Origin of the sequence: Nocardia huaxiensis (genome assembly GCF_013744875.1) — a bacterium.
GTDB classification, from domain to species: domain Bacteria; phylum Actinomycetota; class Actinomycetes; order Mycobacteriales; family Mycobacteriaceae; genus Nocardia; species Nocardia huaxiensis.
In genome coordinates this window covers 6,015,645-6,035,034 of sequence record NZ_CP059399.1, presented here as the reverse complement: position 1 = coordinate 6,035,034, position 19,390 = coordinate 6,015,645, and the positions used below count along the sequence as shown (strand labels likewise).

Sequence of the window (19,390 nt, the reverse complement as noted above, 5' to 3'; positions counted from 1 at the left end):
TAGACGCCCGGTCGGCAGCGCGCCGGTCAGAGGCTCAACAGCACCGTGCGCAGCACCAGCGCGAGGATGAACACGACGGTGAACGCCAGATCGATGCCCACCGACCCGAAGTTGATCGGCGGCAGCACCTTGCGCACGGGTGCGATGACCGGCTCGGTCAGCTTGTAGGTGCCTTCCCGCACCTTGCCCACCCAGGGCGCGGGGTCGCGGCTGAGCGCAGTGATCCAGTCCACCACCAGGCGAGCCAGCATGATGAGGATGAATACCGACACGACCAGGCTGAGCAGAGTCCAGATGATGCCCATTGCCACATTCCTTCCGAAGGCGTCTACCGAGAGCAACGCGGCAGACCCGTCCGAAGTGCCGGATTCGCCGCATTTGCCAGGTGATTATCAGGTCGGAAGCGCTCCCTGTCAGGCGCGCCACTCCGCCCGGTCGAGTCTCCCCCTGGTGGAGACGTGACAGTGGGAGGCACGGACGACGACACGCTGTGCACCATCGGCGCCCTGGCCGGAGCAGCCCGATCCGTCGCCGGTGTTCACCTGGTTCGCGGCGGCCCCGCGGTGCGGTACACGGTGATTCAGCGTCGTTCCGGGACCTCCCGGGCGGGCAGCGCGAGATCGGTCGCCGGGGTGGCCGGGGCCTCGGGTTCGGGGCGCCACGCCTGGGTGGTTCCGGGGATGCCGTTCTCGACGACGTAGGTGGCGCGGGTACTGATGGGCGCACCGGGCCGGTTCACATAGGGCACGACCCGGAAGTCGGTGCGCCACAGCGCATGATCGAGTTCGACCCGCACATAGCCGCGCTGATTGTTGCTGAACTTCAGGTCCTGATCGGTCTCGAGCAGTTTCCGCGCCGTAGTGGTGATGTCACTGCCATTGCCGCCGCTGCTGATCGAGGTTCCGATGAATTCGGCCGCCACCACCGGCGATTCGTGATCGCTATGGTCGCGGCGCAGGTCGGCGGCCCAGTTCTCGTGCCGGTCGCCGGTGATCACCACCAGATTCGGCACGCCGCGCGCGGCGGCGGCGCCCAGCACCGTATTGCGGTCGGCGACATACCCGTCCCACGCGTCGGTGCCCAGCAGATCCGGCGGGCCCGGGTCGTAGTCGTTGCGGCTCATGGACACCTGGTTGCCGAGCACCTGCCAGCGGCTGGGCGAGTCGCGCAGGCCGTCGACGAGCCAATCGCGTTGTCGCGCACCGAGCAGCGTGCGGTCGGCGGCGTAGCGCTGTGGGCAGTCGGCGGTGGCGCTGCCGTCGGTGCACGCCTGCGGGGTGCGGTACTGCCGGGTGTCGAGCATGGTGATCTCGGCCAGGTCGCCGAAGCGATACCGTCTGTGCAGCAGCATGTTCGGCCCGGACGGCAGCTGTGCGACGCGCAGCGGCTGATGCTCGTAGAGCGCCTGGAACGCAGCGGCCTTGCGTCGCCGGAACAGCGCCGCAATCCCATAGATGTCGAAGGCGGGCCCGCGCGAATCCCCACCCCAATTGTTGTGCACCTCATGGTCGTCCATGGTGGTGAGCCACGGGAACGCGGCATGCGCGGCCTGCAGTGGCGCCTCCGCCTTGACCTGGGCATACCGCAGCCGATAGTCCGCGAGATCCACTGCCTCGCCGGTGATCTCATCGGCATCCTGCCCGTCGCGCCCCCGCACCCACGGCGTCTCGTACGTGTAATCCCCCAGATGCACCACGAGATCGAGGTCTTCCCGGCTCATGTGTTCATAGGCGGTGTAATACCCGTACGTCCAGCACTGACAGGAAGCGAACGCGAATCGCATACGCGCCGTGGGTGATCCGTCCGCCGGCGCGGTCCGCGTCCGCCCGGTCGGCGACACCGCCGTCCCCGCCCGGAACCGGTAGAAGTACCACCGATCCGAGTCGAGCCCGCGCACCTCCGGATGCACGCTGTGCCCGAGTTCCCGGCTCGCCACCGCCTCACCCCGTGCCACCACCCGCCGGAACTGGGCATCGTGCGCAACCTCGTACTCCACGGTGACCGGCCGCATCGGCATCCCGCCCAGCCCGTCCGGCGCGAGCGGATCGGGCGCCAGTCGCGTCCACAGCACCACCCCGTCGGGTGTCGGATCCCCCGACGCCACCCCCAGCGCGAACGGATACCCCCCGTTCCACCGCGGCGCCGGAAACCGCCGGCTGCTCACCGCCGAAGTCCCCACCAGGACCGCCGCCGAGCCCGCGAGACCGACCCGCATCAACTGCCGCCGAGACAAGCTCATACGTAACGGTAGGAATGCTCACCATGCGCCGCCGTGAACACCGGCCCTGCCCCCGAGCAAACTTTCGATGACGTTCTGGATCGTAATCCCCTGGTACCCGCCCGTTTACCCAACGGCCGCCGAGAAGCGGGCCGCGAATGCCTGCCGGTTTGCCGAGACAGGCGAACGATCCCAGATCGCGAACACCACCCGCTCGAAGGCGGCCCCACGTCGGCCCAGCGCCTGCTCGAAGGCCGCGGCCACCTCGCCGGGATCATTGCGGAAGACCCCGCAGCCCCACGCTCCGAGCACCAACTGCCGCACCCCGTGATGAGCCGCGACGGCCAGCACGCGATCCGCGCGCACCGCCAACTGCTCCCGGACCGGCACCGGCCCGCCCGCGTGCAAGGCCAGCTGACCCGCATTGGGCGCAGGCGAAGTCAGAAACGACACCGGAAACGGCTCATCCAGCAACGCGTACCGCTCATCCCGCACCACCGGAACCCGCGGCGAGAAGATCACCCGATGGCTGTATCGCAGATCGCTCGAAGCCCGGTGCGCCGCATAGTAATCCGGTGCTTCCAACAGGCAGCGATACAACAGCGCGCTCCGGCAGAGATCCTCCTCCTGCGCCCGGGCGCCCCGCAGATACCCGCCGCCCGGATTCCGCGCCGACGCGAAATTCAATACGGCAACGGACTTCCCGCCGTCCTCGTACAGCCGCCGCGCCGCGGCCATACTGCCCTCCGCGGTCACTTCGGCCGCACCGGCCAGCGGCCCGAGCGACTCGGTGAACGGCGGGCAATCGGAGGCGTAGGACACGGTCCCGGCCCGCGCTGCGGCCAACGCCGCACGTAGATCCACGAACGTTCCGTGCCGGTTCTGATATCCGCCCTCGTCCGCGATCCGCTCGTTCTCGGCGGCGATCTGCTTTGGACTACTTGTCATTTCACGCACGGTACGGTGCGCTCCGGTCGAGCGCACCCTATTTTTAGTCTTTGACACTAAATCGACCGTGTGACACGTCGCGACCTGCCGAGCGACCGCCCTCGACGCGGCATGCGGGCCGAATACCATGTGGGGATGACCGGCAGCCAGCGTTTGCGCATTGTCCCGTCCCAGTTCGTGGTCGAGCATCTGCCGAACTCCACCTTTCCGGAGGACGACGAGTGGATCGCGTTGGTGCGGGCGCCTGAGGGGCTCACCGTGATTCGGGAGGCGCCGCCGTGGGGAGATGGGGAGCGGTGGAAGGGGTTTTACGGGGACAGTGCGCATGGGCTGGACACGCCGGGGATGCTGGCGGCGCTCATCGGGCCGCTGGCCGATTCCGGGATCCCGGTGTTCGTGGCCTCGACCTATCACGCTGATCTGGTGCTGGTGCCGGATCATCGGCTGGAGGAGGCGGCGGCGGTGTTGAAGGACGCGGGGCATCGGCTCGCGGAATAGGCCGACCGGGTCTCATCTGGTGTAGGAGACGACGCTCATCATTCCGGATTCGGCGTGATAGATGTTGTGGCAGTGCAGCATCCACTGGCCGGGGTTGTTCGCGTCGAAGTCGGCTTCCACGGTGTGCATGGGGAGCACGATCGAGGTGTCCTTGCGGGGGCCGGTACCGGTGGGGGTGACCACCTGGTAGGTGTGGCCGTGGACGTGCATGGGGTGGTACATCATCGTTCGGTTCGTGAAGCGAAGCCGGATTCGTTCGCCCGCGGCGATTTCCAGCGGGGCATGGTCCGGGTAGGCCCTTCCGTTGATGGTCCAGAGGTACTTCTGGTCGTCGGAGCCGAGTGCCACCTCGAGCGTCCGGTCCGGTGCGCGCTGCGGCAGGCGCGCGGACTCGGCTGCTGTGAACTGCTCTTCGGTGAGGGGCGGCGAATCCAGCTCGGCCGGGCGCACATTCGCCGCGGGCGGGGCTCCGGCTCCGGTCCGGATGACGGCGAGGGCTTGGCCGTCCTTGCTCTCCGCGGAAGCCACCAGTGGGAACACCCCGTCACCGAGCTCGATGACGGCGTCGTAGCGTTCACCCATGCCGACGAGCACGCTCGCGCCGGTGACTGGTTGCACCGGAAAGCCATCGCTGTGGGTGATCCGCAATCGATGCCCGCCGACCGCCACGCGGAAGGCGGTGTCGGCCGCCGCATTGATGATGCGCAAGCGCATCCGCTGGCCGGGCCGCGCGGTGAAGCTCACCGGATCGCTGCCGAGCCGGCCATTGATCAGGAAGTGCGGGTAGGTGACGTCGCCGCCGTCGGCCCCGAGCGGCTGGTTCGGATCGGCTGACATGGCCATGCCGCCGTGACCCATACCGCCCATGTCCATGTCGTCCATCCCCTGTTCCCGCAGCTGCTGGAGCTGCCGGTCCGGAGTGCGGCCGTCGGTCCCGTCGAGCCAGTCGTCGAGTACCACAACGGCTTCCACGTCGTAGTCGGAGCCGTCGTCAGGGTCTTCGACGATGAGCGGACCGTACAGTCCGCGATCGAGCTGCACGCCCACATGTGAGTGGTAGAAGTAGGTCCCGGAATCGGGCACGGTGAACTCGTAACCGAAGGTGCTGCCCGCCGCGACGGCCGGCTGGGTGAGGTCGGGGACGCCGTCCATATCGTTGCGCAGCGCGATCCCGTGCCAGTGCACGGTCGTCGGTTCGGGCAGTGCGTTCGTCAGCTCGGCCCGCAGCACTTCGCCCTTGCGGACCCGGATCTCGGGTCCGGGCAATCCGCTCCCATAGGTCCAGGTGTCGACCCGTACACCGCCCAGATCCACGGTCGCCGGTGTGGACCGCAGCGAGACATTCCGGACTGTCGCATTCGCCGCACGCCGGGCCTGCTCGGCATCGCGAACCTCGGTGGAGTCGGGTTCGATCAGGGCGGTCCCGCTGTCCTTCGTGCAGGCTGCGAGCGCGAGCGCGGCTGCCGCGCCGGAACCGGCGAGGAGGAATCCGCGTCGCGAGAGGGACGCCGACAATGGTGGTTGCTGGTGCGCCATACTTCTCCTGTCCGGTTGCGGGCGCCGCCCCCTCGGCGCAATATTACTGTCTACGTACGTAGAGCGTATGGAACCGGCTGTGCCGTGAGCTGAGGAGGCGACAAGCGTGGGTGCGCGAGGCTTCGGCGACCTGGAAGCGGTCGTCATCGAGCGGATTTGGGACCGGGACGACAAGACCACGGTCCGCGAGGTGTACGACGAACTCGCCGCGGAGCGGGAGATCGCGTACACGACGGTCATGTCCACCATGGACAATCTGCACCGCAAGGGGTGGCTGGAGCGTGAGCGCGCGGGCAAGGCGTACCGCTACTGGCCGACGCTCACGCGGGAGGAATACGGTGCGCGGCTCATGCGCGAGGCGCTGGGCAGCGGCGGCCGATCCGACCTGGTGCTGGCGCATTTCGTGGAGCAGATGAGCGCCGAGGAGTCGGAGGGGCTGCGCGCGGCGCTGCGCAAGTTCACCCGCACCAAACGCGACTGACACCCGCTCACCCCTGTCTACTGTTTACGTACGGAGATAGTAGATTGTTCGGCGAGGGATGTCGATCACATCTCCGCGGCGGGCCTGATCCACTGTGAAATAGTGGCTCCGCCAAGGGGATCGGAACGGAAGGCGTCGGTTCGGGGTGAAGCTGGTGGAGCGGCTGTGGCGAGTGGGCCCGGTGCCCGCGCTGTGCGCGCTGCTATTGCTGTTCACGCCGCTGCTCGGGTGTCTGGTCGACGAGTCCGAGGCGCATGCGCCGCATCCCGTGCACACCTTCGTCGATGCGAGCGGCATGCTCGTCGATGAACCCTTCCACGGCGACGCCGACAACTGCCTGCAGTTCTGCGCGCCCGATATGCCTGATTCATTGCATTCGGTCGCCTCGCACGTCGTGGGCACGCCGCCGCCTCCGCCCGCCCCGCTGCTCGTCGCGATCCTCGTCCTGCTGCTGGTCGCGGCCGCGCGCGCACCCACCGGGCGACGGCGTGGTCCACCCCTGTTGCCCGTCGTCAGCGGCCGAATGCTGTTGACACACCTCTGTATCGCCCGACGCTGACCGGTCAGCGCCAGGCCGGCGGTTGTGCCCGTCGGCCGGTGACCGCTGCCCGCACACGTCTCACCACCCGTCGCGGTGGTTCCGATGCAGAAAGCAACAGTCATGGACAAAGTTGTGCTGGACAAACTCGCCCTCTCCGGGGAACTGCTGGTGGCCGCGCCCGGCGCGGCCCGCGAGCCGCGCGCCCTGGTCGGCAATACGCCGGTGCTGTGGGTCGGCGAACCCTTCGCGCCGGCCGATCGCGGATTCTGGGCCAAACTCGAAGGATTCAACCCCGGTGGCATGAAGGACCGGCCCGCCCTGCGCATGGTGCGGCGCGCGAAGGAACGCGGCGACCTCGCGCCGGGCGCGCGCATCGTCGAATCCACCAGCGGCACCCTGGGATTGGGGCTCGCCCTGGCCGGTCTGGTGTACGGGCACCCGGTGACGGTGGTGACCGATCCGGGCCTGGAACCCATTGTGGCGCGCATGCTGGCCGCCTACGGGGCGCGGGTGGAGCTGGTCGCCCAGCCGCATCCGATCGGCGGCTGGCAGCAGGCGCGCCGCGATCGCGTCGCCGAACTGCTTGCCGCCGAACCCGATTCGTGGTGCCCGGACCAGTACAGCAACCCCGACAATGTGGCCGGCTACGAATCGCTGGCCCTGGAGCTGATCGATCAGCTCGGGGGAGTGGATGTGCTGGTGTGCGCGGTCGGCACCGGCGGCCACTCGGCCGGCGTGGCGCGCGTGCTGCGCCGATTCAATCCCGACCTGACGCTCATCGGCGTGGATACGGTGTCCTCCACCATCTTCGGCCAGCCCGCCGCCGCCCGCCTCATGCGCGGCCTCGGCTCCAGCATCCACCCGCGTAATGTGGACTACCCGGCCTTCGCCGAAATCCACTGGGTCGCACCGGCGGAAGCCGTGTGGGCCTGCCGCACCCTGGCCGCCACCCATCACGCCAGCGGCGGCTGGAGCGTCGGCGCGGTGGCCCTGGTCGCGGGCTGGGCGGCTCGCACCCACGCGCCGGGCACCCGGATCGCGGCGGTCTTCCCCGACGGCCCGCACCGCTACTTCGACACCGTCTACAACGACGACTACTGCCGGGAACACGGTCTGCTGCACGCCATTGCGCCCACCGAACCCGACCGGATAGCGCATCCGGCCGAACGGCACGTGCACGCCTGGACCCGCTGCACCACCGTCGTCGACCCGGCCACCCTGGGGCGGGCGTCGTGACGGTCCTGGCGAAGTTCCGCGGCTTCGACACCGCCGCCCAGCTGCTCATGGTCAACCAGTTCGGCATCAATCTCGGCTTCTACATGCTGATGCCGTACCTGGCCGGATACCTCTCGGGCCCACTGGGTTTGGCGGCCTGGGCGGTCGGCCTGGTGCTGGGCGTGCGCAATTTCTCCCAGCAGGGCATGTTCCTGCTCGGCGGCACCCTCGCCGACCGGCTCGGCTACAAGCCGCTCATCGTGGCCGGATGTCTGTTGCGCACGGGTGGTTTCGCGTTGCTGGTATTCGCCGAATCCCTGCCCGGCCTGCTCATCGCCTCGGCCGCAACCGGATTCGCGGGCGCGCTGTTCAATCCGGCGGTGCGCGCCTATCTGGCCGCCGAAGCCGGAGAGCGGCGGGTGGAGGCGTTCGCCGTCTTCAATATCTTCTACCAGGCGGGCATTCTCGCCGGACCGCTGGTCGGACTCGCCCTGATGGCCTTGAATTTCCGGGTCACCGCGGGTGCGGCGGCCGCGGTGTTCGCAGTGCTGACCATCGCGCAATTGTTCGCGTTGCCCGCCCGCCGCGCGGCTGCACCCGCCGAGCCCACCTCGGTGCTGGAGGACTGGCGCACCATCGTGTCCAATCGCCGTTTCGTGGCCTTCGCAGCGGCCATGATCGGCTCGTACGTGCTGTCCTTCCAGGTGTATCTGGCGCTGCCCCTGCAAGCGGAATACCTTGCGGGACAGGACTCCCGGACCATCACCTCGGCCATCTTCGTGGTCTCCGGCGTGGTCGCCGTGGCCGGGCAGCTACGCATCACCGCCTGGCTGCGGGCGCGTTGGGGCACCGGCCGGAGTCTGGTGGCCGGCATGGCGCTGCTGGCCGGGTCCTTCGTGCCACTCGTCATCATCCCGACATCCACGGTTTTCGGTGTCCAGGCGGCGATCGGCGCCCTGCTGCTGAGCGCCGCGCTGCTGGCTGTCGGCACCGCGGCGGTCTTCCCCTTCGAGATGGACACCGTCGTCGAGCTCGCCGGAAACCGGCTCGTGGCAACCCACTACGGGTTCTACAACACGATCGTCGGCATCGGCATCCTGATCGGAAACCTCGCCACCGGAGCGGTCGTCGGTGCGGCTCGCGCCGCGCATGCCGACTGGGCGATCTGGCTCGGCCTCACCCTGATCGGCGCGGCAGCGGCCTGGGCGCTGCACCTGCTCGACACCGGCAGCCGGCAACCCGCGGCGGTCGCGAACCGGTAGCGATCAGGCGGAAACCGAAGCGCAGAGCGCGATTCCGGCCGCCGCGGCGGCCACCGAGGTCAATGGCACCAGGGTGGCCGCCGCGGCGAGCGCCGCCTGCGCCCGGGTGCGCGCGACCGTCGCCGCGGGCGCCGAGAGCCGTTCGATACGCGCGATCAGACCGACCTGGGTGGCGCCGAGCGTGCCCACCGGACCTGTGGCCATACCACCGAGCGCGACGAGCGCCTCGATGACGTTCCGCCGCCCGTGGATTCGCGCCGCGGCATCATCGGCGACCATCTCCAGCAGCATGGCGACCTCCCGTGCGCCGAACGTGAACAGCGTGATGCGCGGCAGCACGGCCGCCAGTCCGCGCGTCAGCGCCAGCAGCAGATGATGACGGCCCGCCAGATGCGCCCGCTCATGGGCGAGCACCGCCTCCAGATGCCGCCCGTCGAGCGCTGCCAGCACACTCCGGCTGAGTACCACCGTATGTGTCTTGCCCGCAACGCAATACGCGGCCGGCTCGTCGACATCCAGTACGACGGCATCCAATTCGTGATGGTGCCGCCCCGCCAGCCGCGCCAGCCGCGCATGCTCGTGGGTGGTGCTGCGGGCCCGCACCAGCGAGCGGCCCAGCCGGAACACCAGCACCACCGCCGCGACCGTGGTGAGCCCCGACAGCAGCATCAACCCGGCCTGCGCCGGAGCGCCGTACCGTCCGACAGCGGCATCGTGGAAATGCGTGATGCAGGTGTCCAGATACCGCTGCGGCGTGGTCGACAACCGATGCGTCGCCAGATCGATGAGCAGCACCACGACCGCCGTGATCCACGCCAGCACCGTCGACGCCATGGCGGTGAGCCAGCTGACCAGCGCGAATTTCGGAGTAGCGCCCTGATATCCGATGCGGCCCAGCAGCCGCGGCGCGAGCACGGACACCGCGAAGCCGTACACCAGCAGGCAGATGGCGACACTCATGGCCGACACCCTATGTGCGGAACCTGAGCGGGAGATGTGTCCCTCAGGCGTGTCCCGCGGCCCGCAGGCGACGCGCGAGTTCGCGGCTGCGCGTCCGGAACTCGACGGGTTCCTCGATGTGGAAATCGACGTCGAGGAAGGCGATATTGAGCACCAGCCATTCGAAGGAATCCACCTCGAGGGTGACCCGGGTCCGCCCGGCGTCGAGGGCCTCGATGGTGCAGTTCTGGAATTTGAGCCGGTCGGCCACCGCGGCGGCGGGGGCCTCGACCGTCACCACCGCGTGGTGGCGACCGACCGTGATCCCGGCGCGCAGGTAGTCCGCGGCCGAACGGGCCGGGAGCGGACGCGGCGGGAACGGGATCGCGGTGGCGTGCACGTCGCCGACCCGGTCGAGCCGGAAGGTCCGCCAATCCTCGCGTTCGGTGTCCCAGCCCAGCAGATACCAGCGCAGGTTCAGGTGCACCTGCCGATACGGTTCGACCCGGCGACGGGACAGGCGGCCGCTGCCGCTGGTGTAGTCGAAGGTGACGAGTTCGTGCCGCGAGGCCGCCAGGCCGAGCGTGGTGAGCGCCTCGGCCTCGACGGCCGGCGCGGTCTGCGGCGCGGCCTCCACGGTCGCCCGCAGGGCGGTTGCCCTGGGCCGCAAGCGTTTCGGCAGAAACTGATCGATCTTGCCGAAGGCCCGCTCGGCGGCGGGACCGATCCCGGAGGGCTCCTGCGGTTCGGCCGGCGTGGTGGAACCGAGCAGCGCCAGCCCTACCAGGGTCGCGATCGCCTCGTCGTCGTCGAGCACCAGCGGCGGCAGCGTGCGGCCCGCGGCCAGCTCGTAGAATCCGCTCGGCCCCGGCTGGGTCGTCACCGGATAGCCGTACTCGCGCAGTCGCTCCACATCCCGCCGCAGCGTGCGGGGACTGATCGCGAGCCGGGCGGCCAGCTCCTGACCGGTGAATCGGCGGCCCGTCTGCAATTGGGTGAGCAGTTCGAGCATGCGGCGCGTCACGTCGGGCATGGAGTCATTCTCACCCGAAATGCGGTCAGAATCCGGCCGCATCTGTTCCTACGGTCGAAGCATGACCACAGCACAGCCACTTCGCCCCGCCGTGGCGGACCGCCCGCGCAGTATCCGCATCCGGGCGGCCCGGACCAACAATCTGCGCGACCTCGATATCGACGTGCCGCGCAACAGCCTCGTGGTGTTCGCCGGCGTCTCCGGGTCGGGGAAATCCTCGCTCGTGTTCGACACCATCGCCGCCGAGGCGGGGTATCAGGTCAACGAGACCTATCCGCCGTTCGTGCGCAATCGGCTGCCCCGCTGGACCCGGCCCGCGGTCGACTCCATCGACGGGCTGTCACCGGTGGTGGTCATCGACCAGAAACGGCTGGGCGGCAATGCGCGCTCCACGGTCGGCACCATCACCGACACCTACAGCTATCTGCGGCTGCTGTTCTCGCGCAGCAGCGAGCCGTATGTCGGTGAGTCCAACCACTTCTCGTTCAACGATCCGGCGGGGATGTGCCCGGCCTGCTCGGGGCTGGGCGAGCGGGTCGCCACCGACGTGGACAAGCTGCTCGACCTGGACAAGAGCCTGGCCGAGGGCGCGATTCTGCTGCCCGGCTTCGGAAACGGCCAGTACTGGTATCGGCAGTACGCGGATATCGGATCGTTCGACCCGGCTACGCCGCTGCGGGAATGGACTCGCGACGAGCGCCACGCGCTGCTGTACGGCGGCGAGGCCGCAGCGCGCCTGGGCACCCGACCGCCCGGGGACTACGAGGGCGTCGTGCCGCGATTCGAACGCATCTACCTGCACACCTCCGATGCCCCGTCGGAACGCAAACAGCAAGTGCTCCAGCGGTTCACACACGCACAACGCTGCTCCGACTGCGGGGGTGAACGCCTGAACGAAGCGGCCCGGACCGCCCGCGTGCTCGACCGCACCATCGTCGAGATGAGCCATATGGAGATCGAGGATCTCGGCGAACTCCTTGCCGCCGTGCGGGATCCGCGCGTGGCCCCCGTGGTGGCCTCGCTGCGCGAGCGGCTCACCGCGCTCACCGATATCGGCCTGGGTTACCTGTCCCTGGCCCGGCCCACCACCACGGTGTCCGGGGGAGAATCCCAGCGCATCAAGACGATCCGGCATCTGGGCAGCAGCCTCACCGAGATGCTGTACGTGTTCGACGAACCGACCGTCGGCCTGCATCCGCACGACGTACGCTCCATGACCGCCCTGTTGAAGCAATTGCGGGACAAGGGAAATACCGTCCTGGTCGTCGAACACGATCCCGATGTCCTGCGGATCGCCGACGAGGTCGTCGAAATAGGTCCCGGCGCGGGCGCCGCGGGCGGTCGCGTGGTGTTCCAGGGGAGCTTCGACGAGCTGCGCCGGGCCGACACCCCGACCGGCCGTGCCCTCCGGCAGCGCCGCCGCCCGCACACACCCCGGCAGGCCACCGGCAAGATTCGGGTCGAGAACGCCACCCGCAACAATCTCACCGGCGTCGGCGTGGACATTCCCGCCGGAGTGCTGACCGTGCTCACCGGCGTCGCGGGCGCCGGAAAGTCCAGTCTGGTAGCGGAATTGGCCGCCCAGCATCCGGCCACGATCGTCGACCAGCGTCCGATGGCCACCAATCGCCGCTCGACCCCGATCACCTATACCGGCATCGCGCCCGCCGTCCGCAAACTGTTCGCCACCGAAAACGGCGTCAGCCCGGCACTTTTCAGCGCCAACTCGGTCGGCGCCTGCCCGGCGTGCAAGGGCCTCGGCGTGGTCTACACCGATCTCGCCTTCATGGAGGGGCAGGAGATCGAGTGCGAAACCTGCGGCGGCCGCCGTTTCACGCCCGAGGTGCTCGGCTACACGGTCGACGGCCTGTCCATTGCCGACATCGACGAGCTCACCATCGACGAAGCCGCACAGCGACTTCGGATCCCGGGTATCGCCCGCCCGCTGCTGCGGGTCGCGGAGGTCGGGCTGGGCTACCTGCGCCTGGGCCAGCCGCTGAGCACCCTGTCCGGCGGCGAATGCCAGCGCCTGCGCATCGCGCGTGAACTCGCCGGGCACACCGGCCACACCCGCTACATTCTCGACGAACCCACCACCGGGCTGCACCTGTCCGATATCGACACCCTGCTGGAGGTGCTCGGCACACTGGTGGATACGGGCAATACGGTGGTCGTCATCGAGCACAATGTGGACGTCATCCGCCGCGCCGACTGGATCGTCGACCTGGGCCCGGGACCCGGCCGCCACGGTGGCCGCATCCTGTTCGAGGGCACACCCGAGGAGCTGATGGCGCGAACGGATTCGAAAACCGCCGTGGCGCTGCGTGGTTGACGAGGGTTGCGCGAACCCGGGTCCGTCCGGTAATACTATCTACGTACGTAATACGTAGATAAAGCTTGTGCCGCCCCCTCATCGGCACGAGGGCGCCCACCGGACGGGCGTCGACGACGAGCGGGAACGGGTAGACCACCTCATCAGCAGAGTCCCGTTCCCGCTCGCCGTCAGCATTCCGGCAGTGTGGCGTGCGGTTCAGGGTGCGGTGAGCAGCTTTCCCGCCGCCGCTTCGATGCGGTCCTCGTCGAGCAGCACGGTCGAGGCGGCCGGACCCAGCGGAACGAAACTGTCCGCACTGGTGACCCGCGCGATGCGGCCCTCGAACCCGGCGTCGAGCAGCGCGGCGAACACCGCCTCGGAAACCCCGCCGCTGCGGCGGGTTTCATCCGCGATCAGCACCCGGCCGGTGGCGCGGGCATTGTCGAGCAGATCCTCGATCGGCAGCGGAGACAGCCAGCGCAGATCCAGCACCCGCGCGTGCACGCCGCGCGCGGCGAGCCGCCGGGCCACCCGCAGGCTCATGGGCACCCCATTGGCGAAACTCACAATGGTCAGGTGCGTGCCCGTCCCGTGCACGCGCGCCCGGCCGATCTCGGCATGGCGCACCTCGGAAATCGGCGCCAGCCACGCGCCGTCGCCGGGCCGGTGCAGATCCCGGGTGTGGTACAGCGCGATGGGTTCGAGGAAGACGCACACCCGGCCGTCCACCCGCGCGGCCGACACGCACGTGCGCAGCAACGCGGCGGCATCATCGGCGCGTGCGGGCGCCGCGATCACCACGCCGGGGATATCCCGCAGGGCGGCAATGGAATTGTCATTGTGGAAGTGGCCGCCGAAGCCCTTCTGGTAGGCGAGGCCCGCGATCCGCACCACCAGCGGATTGCGGTACTGCCCGTCGGAGAAGAACGACAGCGTCGCCGCCTCGCCCCGCAGCTGGTCCTCGGCATTGTGCACATAGGCCAGGTACTGGATCTCCGGAATCGGAACGAAACCCGCGAGCGCCGCGCCGAGGGCGGTGCCCAGCACGCTCTGCTCATCGAGCAGCGTGTCGAAGACCCGCCGCACCCCGAAGGTCTGCTGCAAGCCCTTCGTGACGCCGTACACCCCACCCTTGCGGCCCACGTCCTCGCCGAAGACCAGCACATCGGGATCGCGGGTGAGCAGCTGGGCCAATGTGCGATTGACGGCCTGCGCCAATGTCATTGGCTCGGAGTTGTCGCCGCCGGAACCGTTCGCCGCCGCAGGATCGGCCAGGGGAGCCTTGGTGCGGAAGGCGGCGGCCACCGGACCGGCGGTCGCGGAATGGCCCACCGCAACAACGGGGTTCGAGGCGCCGGACGAACCGCCGGGCCGTTCCACGGCGCGCAGCGCATCGGTGCGCACCACGGTCGGGCGGTTCGCCGCCAGCGCGCGCACGACCTCCGCGGCGCTCGTCAATTGCTTTTCCCCGCACACGGATTCGGCCGTGGCCGCCACCCGCGCGCCGATATCGTCGTAGCGGCGCAGCATGTCGCCGGGCGTCGCGATTCCGGCCGAGATGAGCAGCCGCGCGGTTCTGCTCACCGGATCCCGCCGCAGATCCGCCGCGATCTCGGCGGGCCGTCGATACGCCGATTCCACATCCGAGCCCGCGTGCCCGAGCAGGCGTACCGTCCGCAGTCGCAGGAACGCCGGTTTCCTTTGTGTGCGAACCCATTCGGCGGCTCGGGTCGCCGCGCTGTGGGCGTCTGCCACTTCCGCGCCATCGGCCTCGAAGTACCGCAGCCCGGGCCGCGATCCATAGGCGTGCTCGATCCAGGTGCGCGGTGTCGGCACGCTGATCCCGAGCCCATTGTCCTCGCACACGAACAGAATCGGCATCGGCACACCCAGATGGGTGGTGTGCACCGCCGTATTGATCGCCCCCGCCGCCGTCGAATGGTTCGCCGAGGCATCCCCGAAACTGCACACCACCACCGCATCGGCGGGCCACTCGCACGGCACTCCCAGCTGCGCCGCCCGCTCGAGGGCGAAGGCCAGCCCGACCGCCCGCGGCAGCTGCGAGGCAATGGTGGAGGTCTGCGGAATCACATGCGCCGCTTTGCTTCCGAATACCTTGTGCCGTCCCCCGGAGATCGGATCGGACGCCGCCGCGACCACTCCCAGCAGGACATCCCGCACCGGATCGGACCCCGCGACCTTGCGCGCACGCTGTACGAAGAATCCGGCCGAGCGATAGTGCAGCAGCGCCGGATCGTTCACCCGCAGCGCGGCGGCCACCGCGGCGTTCCCCTCGTGCCCCGACGATCCGATGCTGTAGTACCCGTGCCCTTCCCGCCCGAGCCGGCGCGCCGCGAAATCCAGATGCCGTGCGGTGGCCTGGGAATCGAACAGCTCGAGGCAGTCGGCCCCGGTCAGCGTCCCGTCGGCGGTCAGGGTTTCGTGCTGCGGTCGTGCGGCCCCCGGCGTCGTCGCGGCCACCTCCGCGCGAAACCACTGGTCCAGCTCCGCTTCCCGGTCGTTGATGACGTCCTCCCATATGTCCCATATGTCGCGTACGCCGGGCTATCAGAGTAGAGGTGGGCGCGCCCTCTCCGCCGCAACTTCACATCTCTCGGCTAGTCGCCGGGCCAGGCATTCTCCTTCATCATGTCGGCGATGAGCGCGGCAATGTTCCAGGCGTCGTCACCGCCGCGATGATGGGTTCCCTCCAGCGGCAAACCGGTCATGCGCAGCGCCCCGGCCATGCCGAAACGCCTCTCGGTCCCGCGGGCCCTCGAGAAGGCGAGTTTGGCATTGGTGTGCACCGCGCCGAACGGATACGCGACACCGGTGGCCGCGCACTGGCGTTCGAACTGCTTGCGGTCGTAATCACCCCAGCTGGCCCACGGACGGGAATCGGCCTGGAACTCGGTGCGCAGCAGCGCGCACGCCTCGGAAAAGGAGATGCCCGCACCCACCTGCTCGGCGGTGAGAGTGGTCAGCCGGGTACAGAATTCACTGACGGTGGAGTGTTCGGGACGCACCAGAATGCTGTGCTTCTCCACGCGCTCGAGAGTCCGGGCGTCCAGGACGCACAGGCCGATCTCGATGATCTCGCTGAACTGTCCCGGCGGCGTGGCCTTCTCCCAGCAGGTGGCCTCCACATCCACCACATTCACCAATCGATTGTTCATGGGGCGGCACGCTACCGGCCCGAATCGGGTCGGCGACAACGATTTTCCGGGGTGAGCGGGCTACCGCCGACGGGCCTCGGCGAGCCGCGCGGCGAAGTCCGCGGAGTTCATGGTCCCGACCTGCTGTGCGATCTCGACCTCGACGGCATCGGCGTGCGCGGTCAGCGTCTCGGTCAAGCGCATGGTGCGCTTGGTGGCAATGGCAAGGGCGCGTGGGGCTTCGGCGGCTCCGGCCGCGAATCCGACGGCCTGTTCCACCAGCTTGTCGAAATCGCCCGCCACCACGCGGTGCGCCAACCCGGCGGCGAGCGCGGCGTCGGCGTCGAGCACCTCGCCGAACAAGGTCATGGCCGCCGCCCGCTGCGGGCCGACGGCTCGCTGCAACATCCAGGTCATGCCGCCGCCGGGGTGCGTGCCCAATTTCAGGAACCGCGCGTCGAATCGAGCGCCCGGTCCGGCCATGCGCACATCCGCGGCGAGTGCGAGATTCAGACCCGCGCCCACGGCCGCACCGCCCACCGCCGCCACCGTCGGCAGCGCGCACCGGGCCACGGCGAGAAATCCGGAGTAGATGGCGCGAAGTTCGGGTTCCCGAACCTGTGTCAGCGCCGCCAGATCGGCCCCGGCGCAGAAGGCGGGCGGCGTCCCGGTGATCACGAGGGCGCTGATTCCGGGATCGTTCTCGGCCGCGGTCACCGCGGCGGCCAGCTGCCCGGACAACTCCGGCGTCAGCGCATTGCGCCGTTCCGGGTGGTGCACCGTCAGCACCGCCACCTTGTCCGAGCGTTCGACCAGAATGTCCGCCATCAACCCATCCTCCCGCAACCTGCCTGCGCCGCAACGATAGTCGCCGCTACTCCGCGCGCAGTTCCAGTCCGGTGCCGCTGGCCTCGTTGCGGATGGTGAGGGCATCGGAATCGATGGTGGTGATGGTCTTGCCGTTCAGCACCTCGAGCACCTGCCGTTCGACATCCATGACCTCCGGCGCGCACGCCATCCTGGTGGTGCCGATCTGGAAGGTGACGTAGCTGCCGGCGATCTCGGCCCTGCCCATCATGCTGTTGCATCCGGCGCTGCCCGACACCGCGCCGTCGGGCGCGATGGTGAGCGTCGGCTTCACATCCTCGAGGGTCTGGGACCAGACCTGTGCGTCCTTGCCGAGCAGGCTCTTGACCACCCAGGTGGTCCCGGTGAGCGGCTTGTCCGGCGCGGCCACCTTGCGATCGAGCAGCGTGACGGTGATGCCGTCGCCATTGCCGGTGAGCGTCAGCGTCGAACCGTCGAGTTTCCACGTGGGAGCGGACTTCAGCAGTCCGTCCATCCACCCGTCGGCGCCGTCGGTCTCACCCGGGCAACCCATGAGCGTCATGGCCAGCTGACCGACGGTCAGGACGCCGCCGTCCAAGGTGACGGGTCCGGTGGCGGTATTGCACCCGGCATTGGCCGTCACCCGGTCGTCGGCGAAGGTCAGGGTCAAGGGGCCGCCGCCCGGGATCTGCTTCCCCTTGACCTCGGTGGAGATGTACGCCTTGCCCATGGGAGTTTCCGTCGGCTGCGCGGTGTCGTCGGTGGACGAGGAGCATCCGGCGATCGTGCCGACGGTCAGGGCGAGCAGCGCACACCACCTGCGAGTTGCTGACATGTCGCCGATCGTACGGAGATCAGACCGGCATGCCCAGCGCCGACGCGAGTGTCTGGCCGATCGCGTTGATGAAGGCCGGTAGCGCGCCCGGATCGAGAATCGTGCTGAGCACGTCGCGATTGTGGCAGCCCTCCCGCGCGGGCACCCCGTTGAGCCGGTCGTTGAGCCACAGCGCGGCGCTGCCCGCACCCGACACCGCGGCGATGCCGTGCTCGCTCAACAGATCCCGGGTGTAGAAGACCTGCGAGTTCGGGTCGGTGCAGTAGGTGTCGTACAGATTGTTCACCGCATTGATCGGCATCGCCTCGTCGAACGGCGACTCGTACAGGAACAGCGGGGCCGACGGGGCGCCGCGCTTGCCGAGGGTGAGCTCGTCCAGCAGCGGTTGCAGTTCGGGGGCCGTCATCGGATCACCGCCGGGGTAGTCGAACAGCCCCTTGAGATTGACGAACGGGAAGCCTGCGAATTGCAGTGCCACACACTGGTTCTCGTGAACCAGGCGCAAACCCTTGCCGAGGGGGTTCATATACCGGTCGATGAACTGATTCAGTTCCGGGTACTCGCGGGCGACGCCGAACAACCCGCCCAGCACGGCTCCCGCGAAGCTGGAGGTGCTGTTGTTGTAGTCGATGGCCATCCGCAGATCGGCCATGAGCCCGCCTGCGGCCGTTCCGACCAGGTTGATGTCCGGCGCGTAGGTGGGCTGCAATTCGGCGGCGTGCCCGGTCGGGATCGCGCCGCCCGAATACCCCCACAGCGTCACCCGGGTGTCGGCGCCGGGCAGGGCCGCGGGTTCGAAGTTCTCCGCGGCGCGAATGCCGTCGAGGGTGATGCGGCCACCCAGCGGCCCGGCCGCATAGGCCGCGTTCGGGCCCTGGTGGTCGGGGATGACCACGGCGTGCCCGAGCTGCAGCATGGCCTGCACCTCCACGAATTCCGCGGAGATGACCGGGTTGAGCGGATTCGGCAGCGACCCCATCTGCAGGGTGTAGGAGGGTGCGCAGTTGATGGACAGCGAATCCTCGGCCATCTGGAACGAGACCAGCCCGCGCTGCCCGGTCGGGGCGGCGCGATGCGGCACGATGACGGTCGCGACCGCCGCGATCGGCTCGCCTCGCGTATTGGTGCTGCGGTAGGACAGCTGCCAGGCGTTCACGTTCAGGGGAATCAGCCAGAAATTGGCGAGGTTCACCTGCCGGGCCGTCAGGATCTCACCCGGTGCGGCCGCCGCGACCCGAGCCGGATCCGGTTGGTAGAAGGCCGTATCCAGGTACGGCGGTGCGGGCGGCACCGGGAAGGGGAGTGCCGGTTGGACCGGAACCTCTTGTGCCGCCACGGTATTGGTCACTGCCGGGCAGGCGGCCACCGCCACGCCCGCCGCGACGGCCAGGCACGCCTGGGCGATTGCCCTGCGGGTCCCCACTGTCATGTCGAAACACCTCCGTGCCGCGAGAGCGCGGCCCACACCCACCCTCTAAGATAGAGAGCGCTCGTTTTCTAAGTTGCGTCTCAGACAATAGGGGTGGGTATGAAGAGTGTCAACGGTCACTGGGGCATGCTTGTGCACATGCCCGAAACCACACGGCA

Annotated in this window: 17 protein-coding genes; 6 read left to right on the top strand and 11 right to left on the bottom strand. The window is 68.8% G+C overall.

Annotated elements, in window-relative coordinates:
* Nucleotides 1-26: 26 nt before the first annotated feature.
* The 3 genes from H0264_RS27345 to H0264_RS27335 form a co-directional block, all read right to left on the bottom strand.
* Nucleotides 27-305, bottom strand: coding sequence for a YggT family protein (locus tag H0264_RS27345; protein ID WP_181580215.1), 279 nt, complete (start codon nt 303-305; stop codon nt 27-29).
* A gap of 275 nt (nt 306-580) precedes the next feature.
* Nucleotides 581-2,239, bottom strand: a complete 1,659-nt coding sequence (locus tag H0264_RS27340; protein ID WP_181580214.1) for an alkaline phosphatase D family protein — start codon at nt 2,237-2,239, stop codon at nt 581-583.
* A gap of 105 nt (nt 2,240-2,344) precedes the next feature.
* Entirely contained in the window at nt 2,345-3,166 is an 822-nt protein-coding gene (locus tag H0264_RS27335; RefSeq protein WP_181580213.1) for a TIGR02452 family protein, read from the bottom strand.
* A gap of 135 nt (nt 3,167-3,301) precedes the next feature.
* Between H0264_RS27335 and H0264_RS27330 the strand changes: the two genes are divergently transcribed.
* Nucleotides 3,302-3,664, top strand: coding sequence for an ACT domain-containing protein (locus H0264_RS27330; RefSeq protein ID WP_181580212.1), 363 nt, complete (start codon nt 3,302-3,304; stop codon nt 3,662-3,664).
* Nucleotides 3,665-3,676: 12 nt separating this feature from the next.
* On the opposite strand, the gene H0264_RS27325 is transcribed toward H0264_RS27330, so the two are convergent.
* Nucleotides 3,677-5,200: a multicopper oxidase family protein gene (locus H0264_RS27325; protein ID WP_181580211.1), complete on the bottom strand. Its 1,524-nt coding sequence runs from the start codon at nt 5,198-5,200 to the stop codon at nt 3,677-3,679.
* A 106-nt stretch (nt 5,201-5,306) separates the two neighbouring features.
* Here H0264_RS27325 and H0264_RS27320 point away from each other — a divergent pair, with 106 nt between their 5' ends.
* The 4 genes from H0264_RS27320 to H0264_RS27305 all read left to right on the top strand — a co-directional run bounded on the left by H0264_RS27320 (nt 5,307) and on the right by H0264_RS27305 (nt 8,699).
* Nucleotides 5,307-5,681, top strand: a complete 375-nt coding sequence (locus H0264_RS27320; protein ID WP_181580210.1) for a BlaI/MecI/CopY family transcriptional regulator — start codon at nt 5,307-5,309, stop codon at nt 5,679-5,681.
* Between the two features lie 145 nt (nt 5,682-5,826).
* Nucleotides 5,827-6,240, top strand: a complete 414-nt coding sequence (lpqS, locus tag H0264_RS27315) for a putative copper homeostasis (lipo)protein LpqS (RefSeq protein WP_181580209.1) — start codon at nt 5,827-5,829, stop codon at nt 6,238-6,240.
* Nucleotides 6,241-6,342: 102 nt separating this feature from the next.
* Nucleotides 6,343-7,458 carry a PLP-dependent cysteine synthase family protein gene (locus H0264_RS27310; protein WP_181580208.1) on the top strand — a complete coding sequence of 372 codons (1,116 nt, stop codon included), beginning with the start codon at nt 6,343-6,345 and terminating at the stop codon, nt 7,456-7,458.
* A 47-nt stretch (nt 7,459-7,505) separates the two neighbouring features.
* Nucleotides 7,506-8,699 carry an MFS transporter gene (locus H0264_RS27305; protein ID WP_181585859.1) on the top strand — a complete coding sequence of 398 codons (1,194 nt, stop codon included), beginning with the start codon at nt 7,506-7,508 and terminating at the stop codon, nt 8,697-8,699.
* A gap of 3 nt (nt 8,700-8,702) precedes the next feature.
* On the opposite strand, the gene H0264_RS27300 is transcribed toward H0264_RS27305, so the two are convergent.
* Together H0264_RS27300 and H0264_RS27295 are read right to left on the bottom strand one after the other, a co-directional pair.
* Nucleotides 8,703-9,659, bottom strand: a complete 957-nt coding sequence (locus tag H0264_RS27300; protein ID WP_181580207.1) for a M56 family metallopeptidase — start codon at nt 9,657-9,659, stop codon at nt 8,703-8,705.
* 43 nt (nt 9,660-9,702) lie between these two features.
* Nucleotides 9,703-10,671 (bottom strand): helix-turn-helix transcriptional regulator, encoded by a 969-nt coding sequence (locus H0264_RS27295; RefSeq protein WP_231085126.1) that lies wholly within the window; start codon nt 10,669-10,671, stop codon nt 9,703-9,705.
* Nucleotides 10,672-10,732: 61 nt separating this feature from the next.
* On the opposite strand from H0264_RS27295, the gene H0264_RS27290 reads away from it, so the two are divergent.
* Nucleotides 10,733-13,003: an ATP-binding cassette domain-containing protein gene (locus H0264_RS27290; protein WP_181580206.1), complete on the top strand. Its 2,271-nt coding sequence runs from the start codon at nt 10,733-10,735 to the stop codon at nt 13,001-13,003.
* A gap of 198 nt (nt 13,004-13,201) precedes the next feature.
* On the opposite strand, the gene H0264_RS27285 is transcribed toward H0264_RS27290, so the two are convergent.
* The 5 genes from H0264_RS27285 to H0264_RS27265 all read right to left on the bottom strand — a co-directional run bounded on the left by H0264_RS27285 (nt 13,202) and on the right by H0264_RS27265 (nt 19,232).
* Nucleotides 13,202-15,466, bottom strand: coding sequence for a thiamine pyrophosphate-dependent enzyme (locus H0264_RS27285; protein WP_420831988.1), 2,265 nt, complete (start codon nt 15,464-15,466; stop codon nt 13,202-13,204).
* Between the two features lie 137 nt (nt 15,467-15,603).
* A complete protein-coding gene (locus tag H0264_RS27280; protein WP_181580205.1) occupies nt 15,604-16,161 on the bottom strand; it encodes a 3'-5' exonuclease in 558 nt (185 codons plus the stop codon).
* 60 nt (nt 16,162-16,221) lie between these two features.
* Nucleotides 16,222-16,968 (bottom strand): enoyl-CoA hydratase, encoded by a 747-nt coding sequence (locus H0264_RS27275; RefSeq protein WP_181580204.1) that lies wholly within the window; start codon nt 16,966-16,968, stop codon nt 16,222-16,224.
* 46 nt (nt 16,969-17,014) lie between these two features.
* Complete coding sequence (locus tag H0264_RS27270) at nt 17,015-17,803, bottom strand: META domain-containing protein (RefSeq protein WP_181580203.1); 789 nt, start codon at nt 17,801-17,803, stop codon at nt 17,015-17,017.
* Between the two features lie 19 nt (nt 17,804-17,822).
* Entirely contained in the window at nt 17,823-19,232 is a 1,410-nt protein-coding gene (locus H0264_RS27265) for a lipase family protein (protein ID WP_181580202.1), read from the bottom strand.
* Nucleotides 19,233-19,390: the final 158 nt, after the last annotated feature.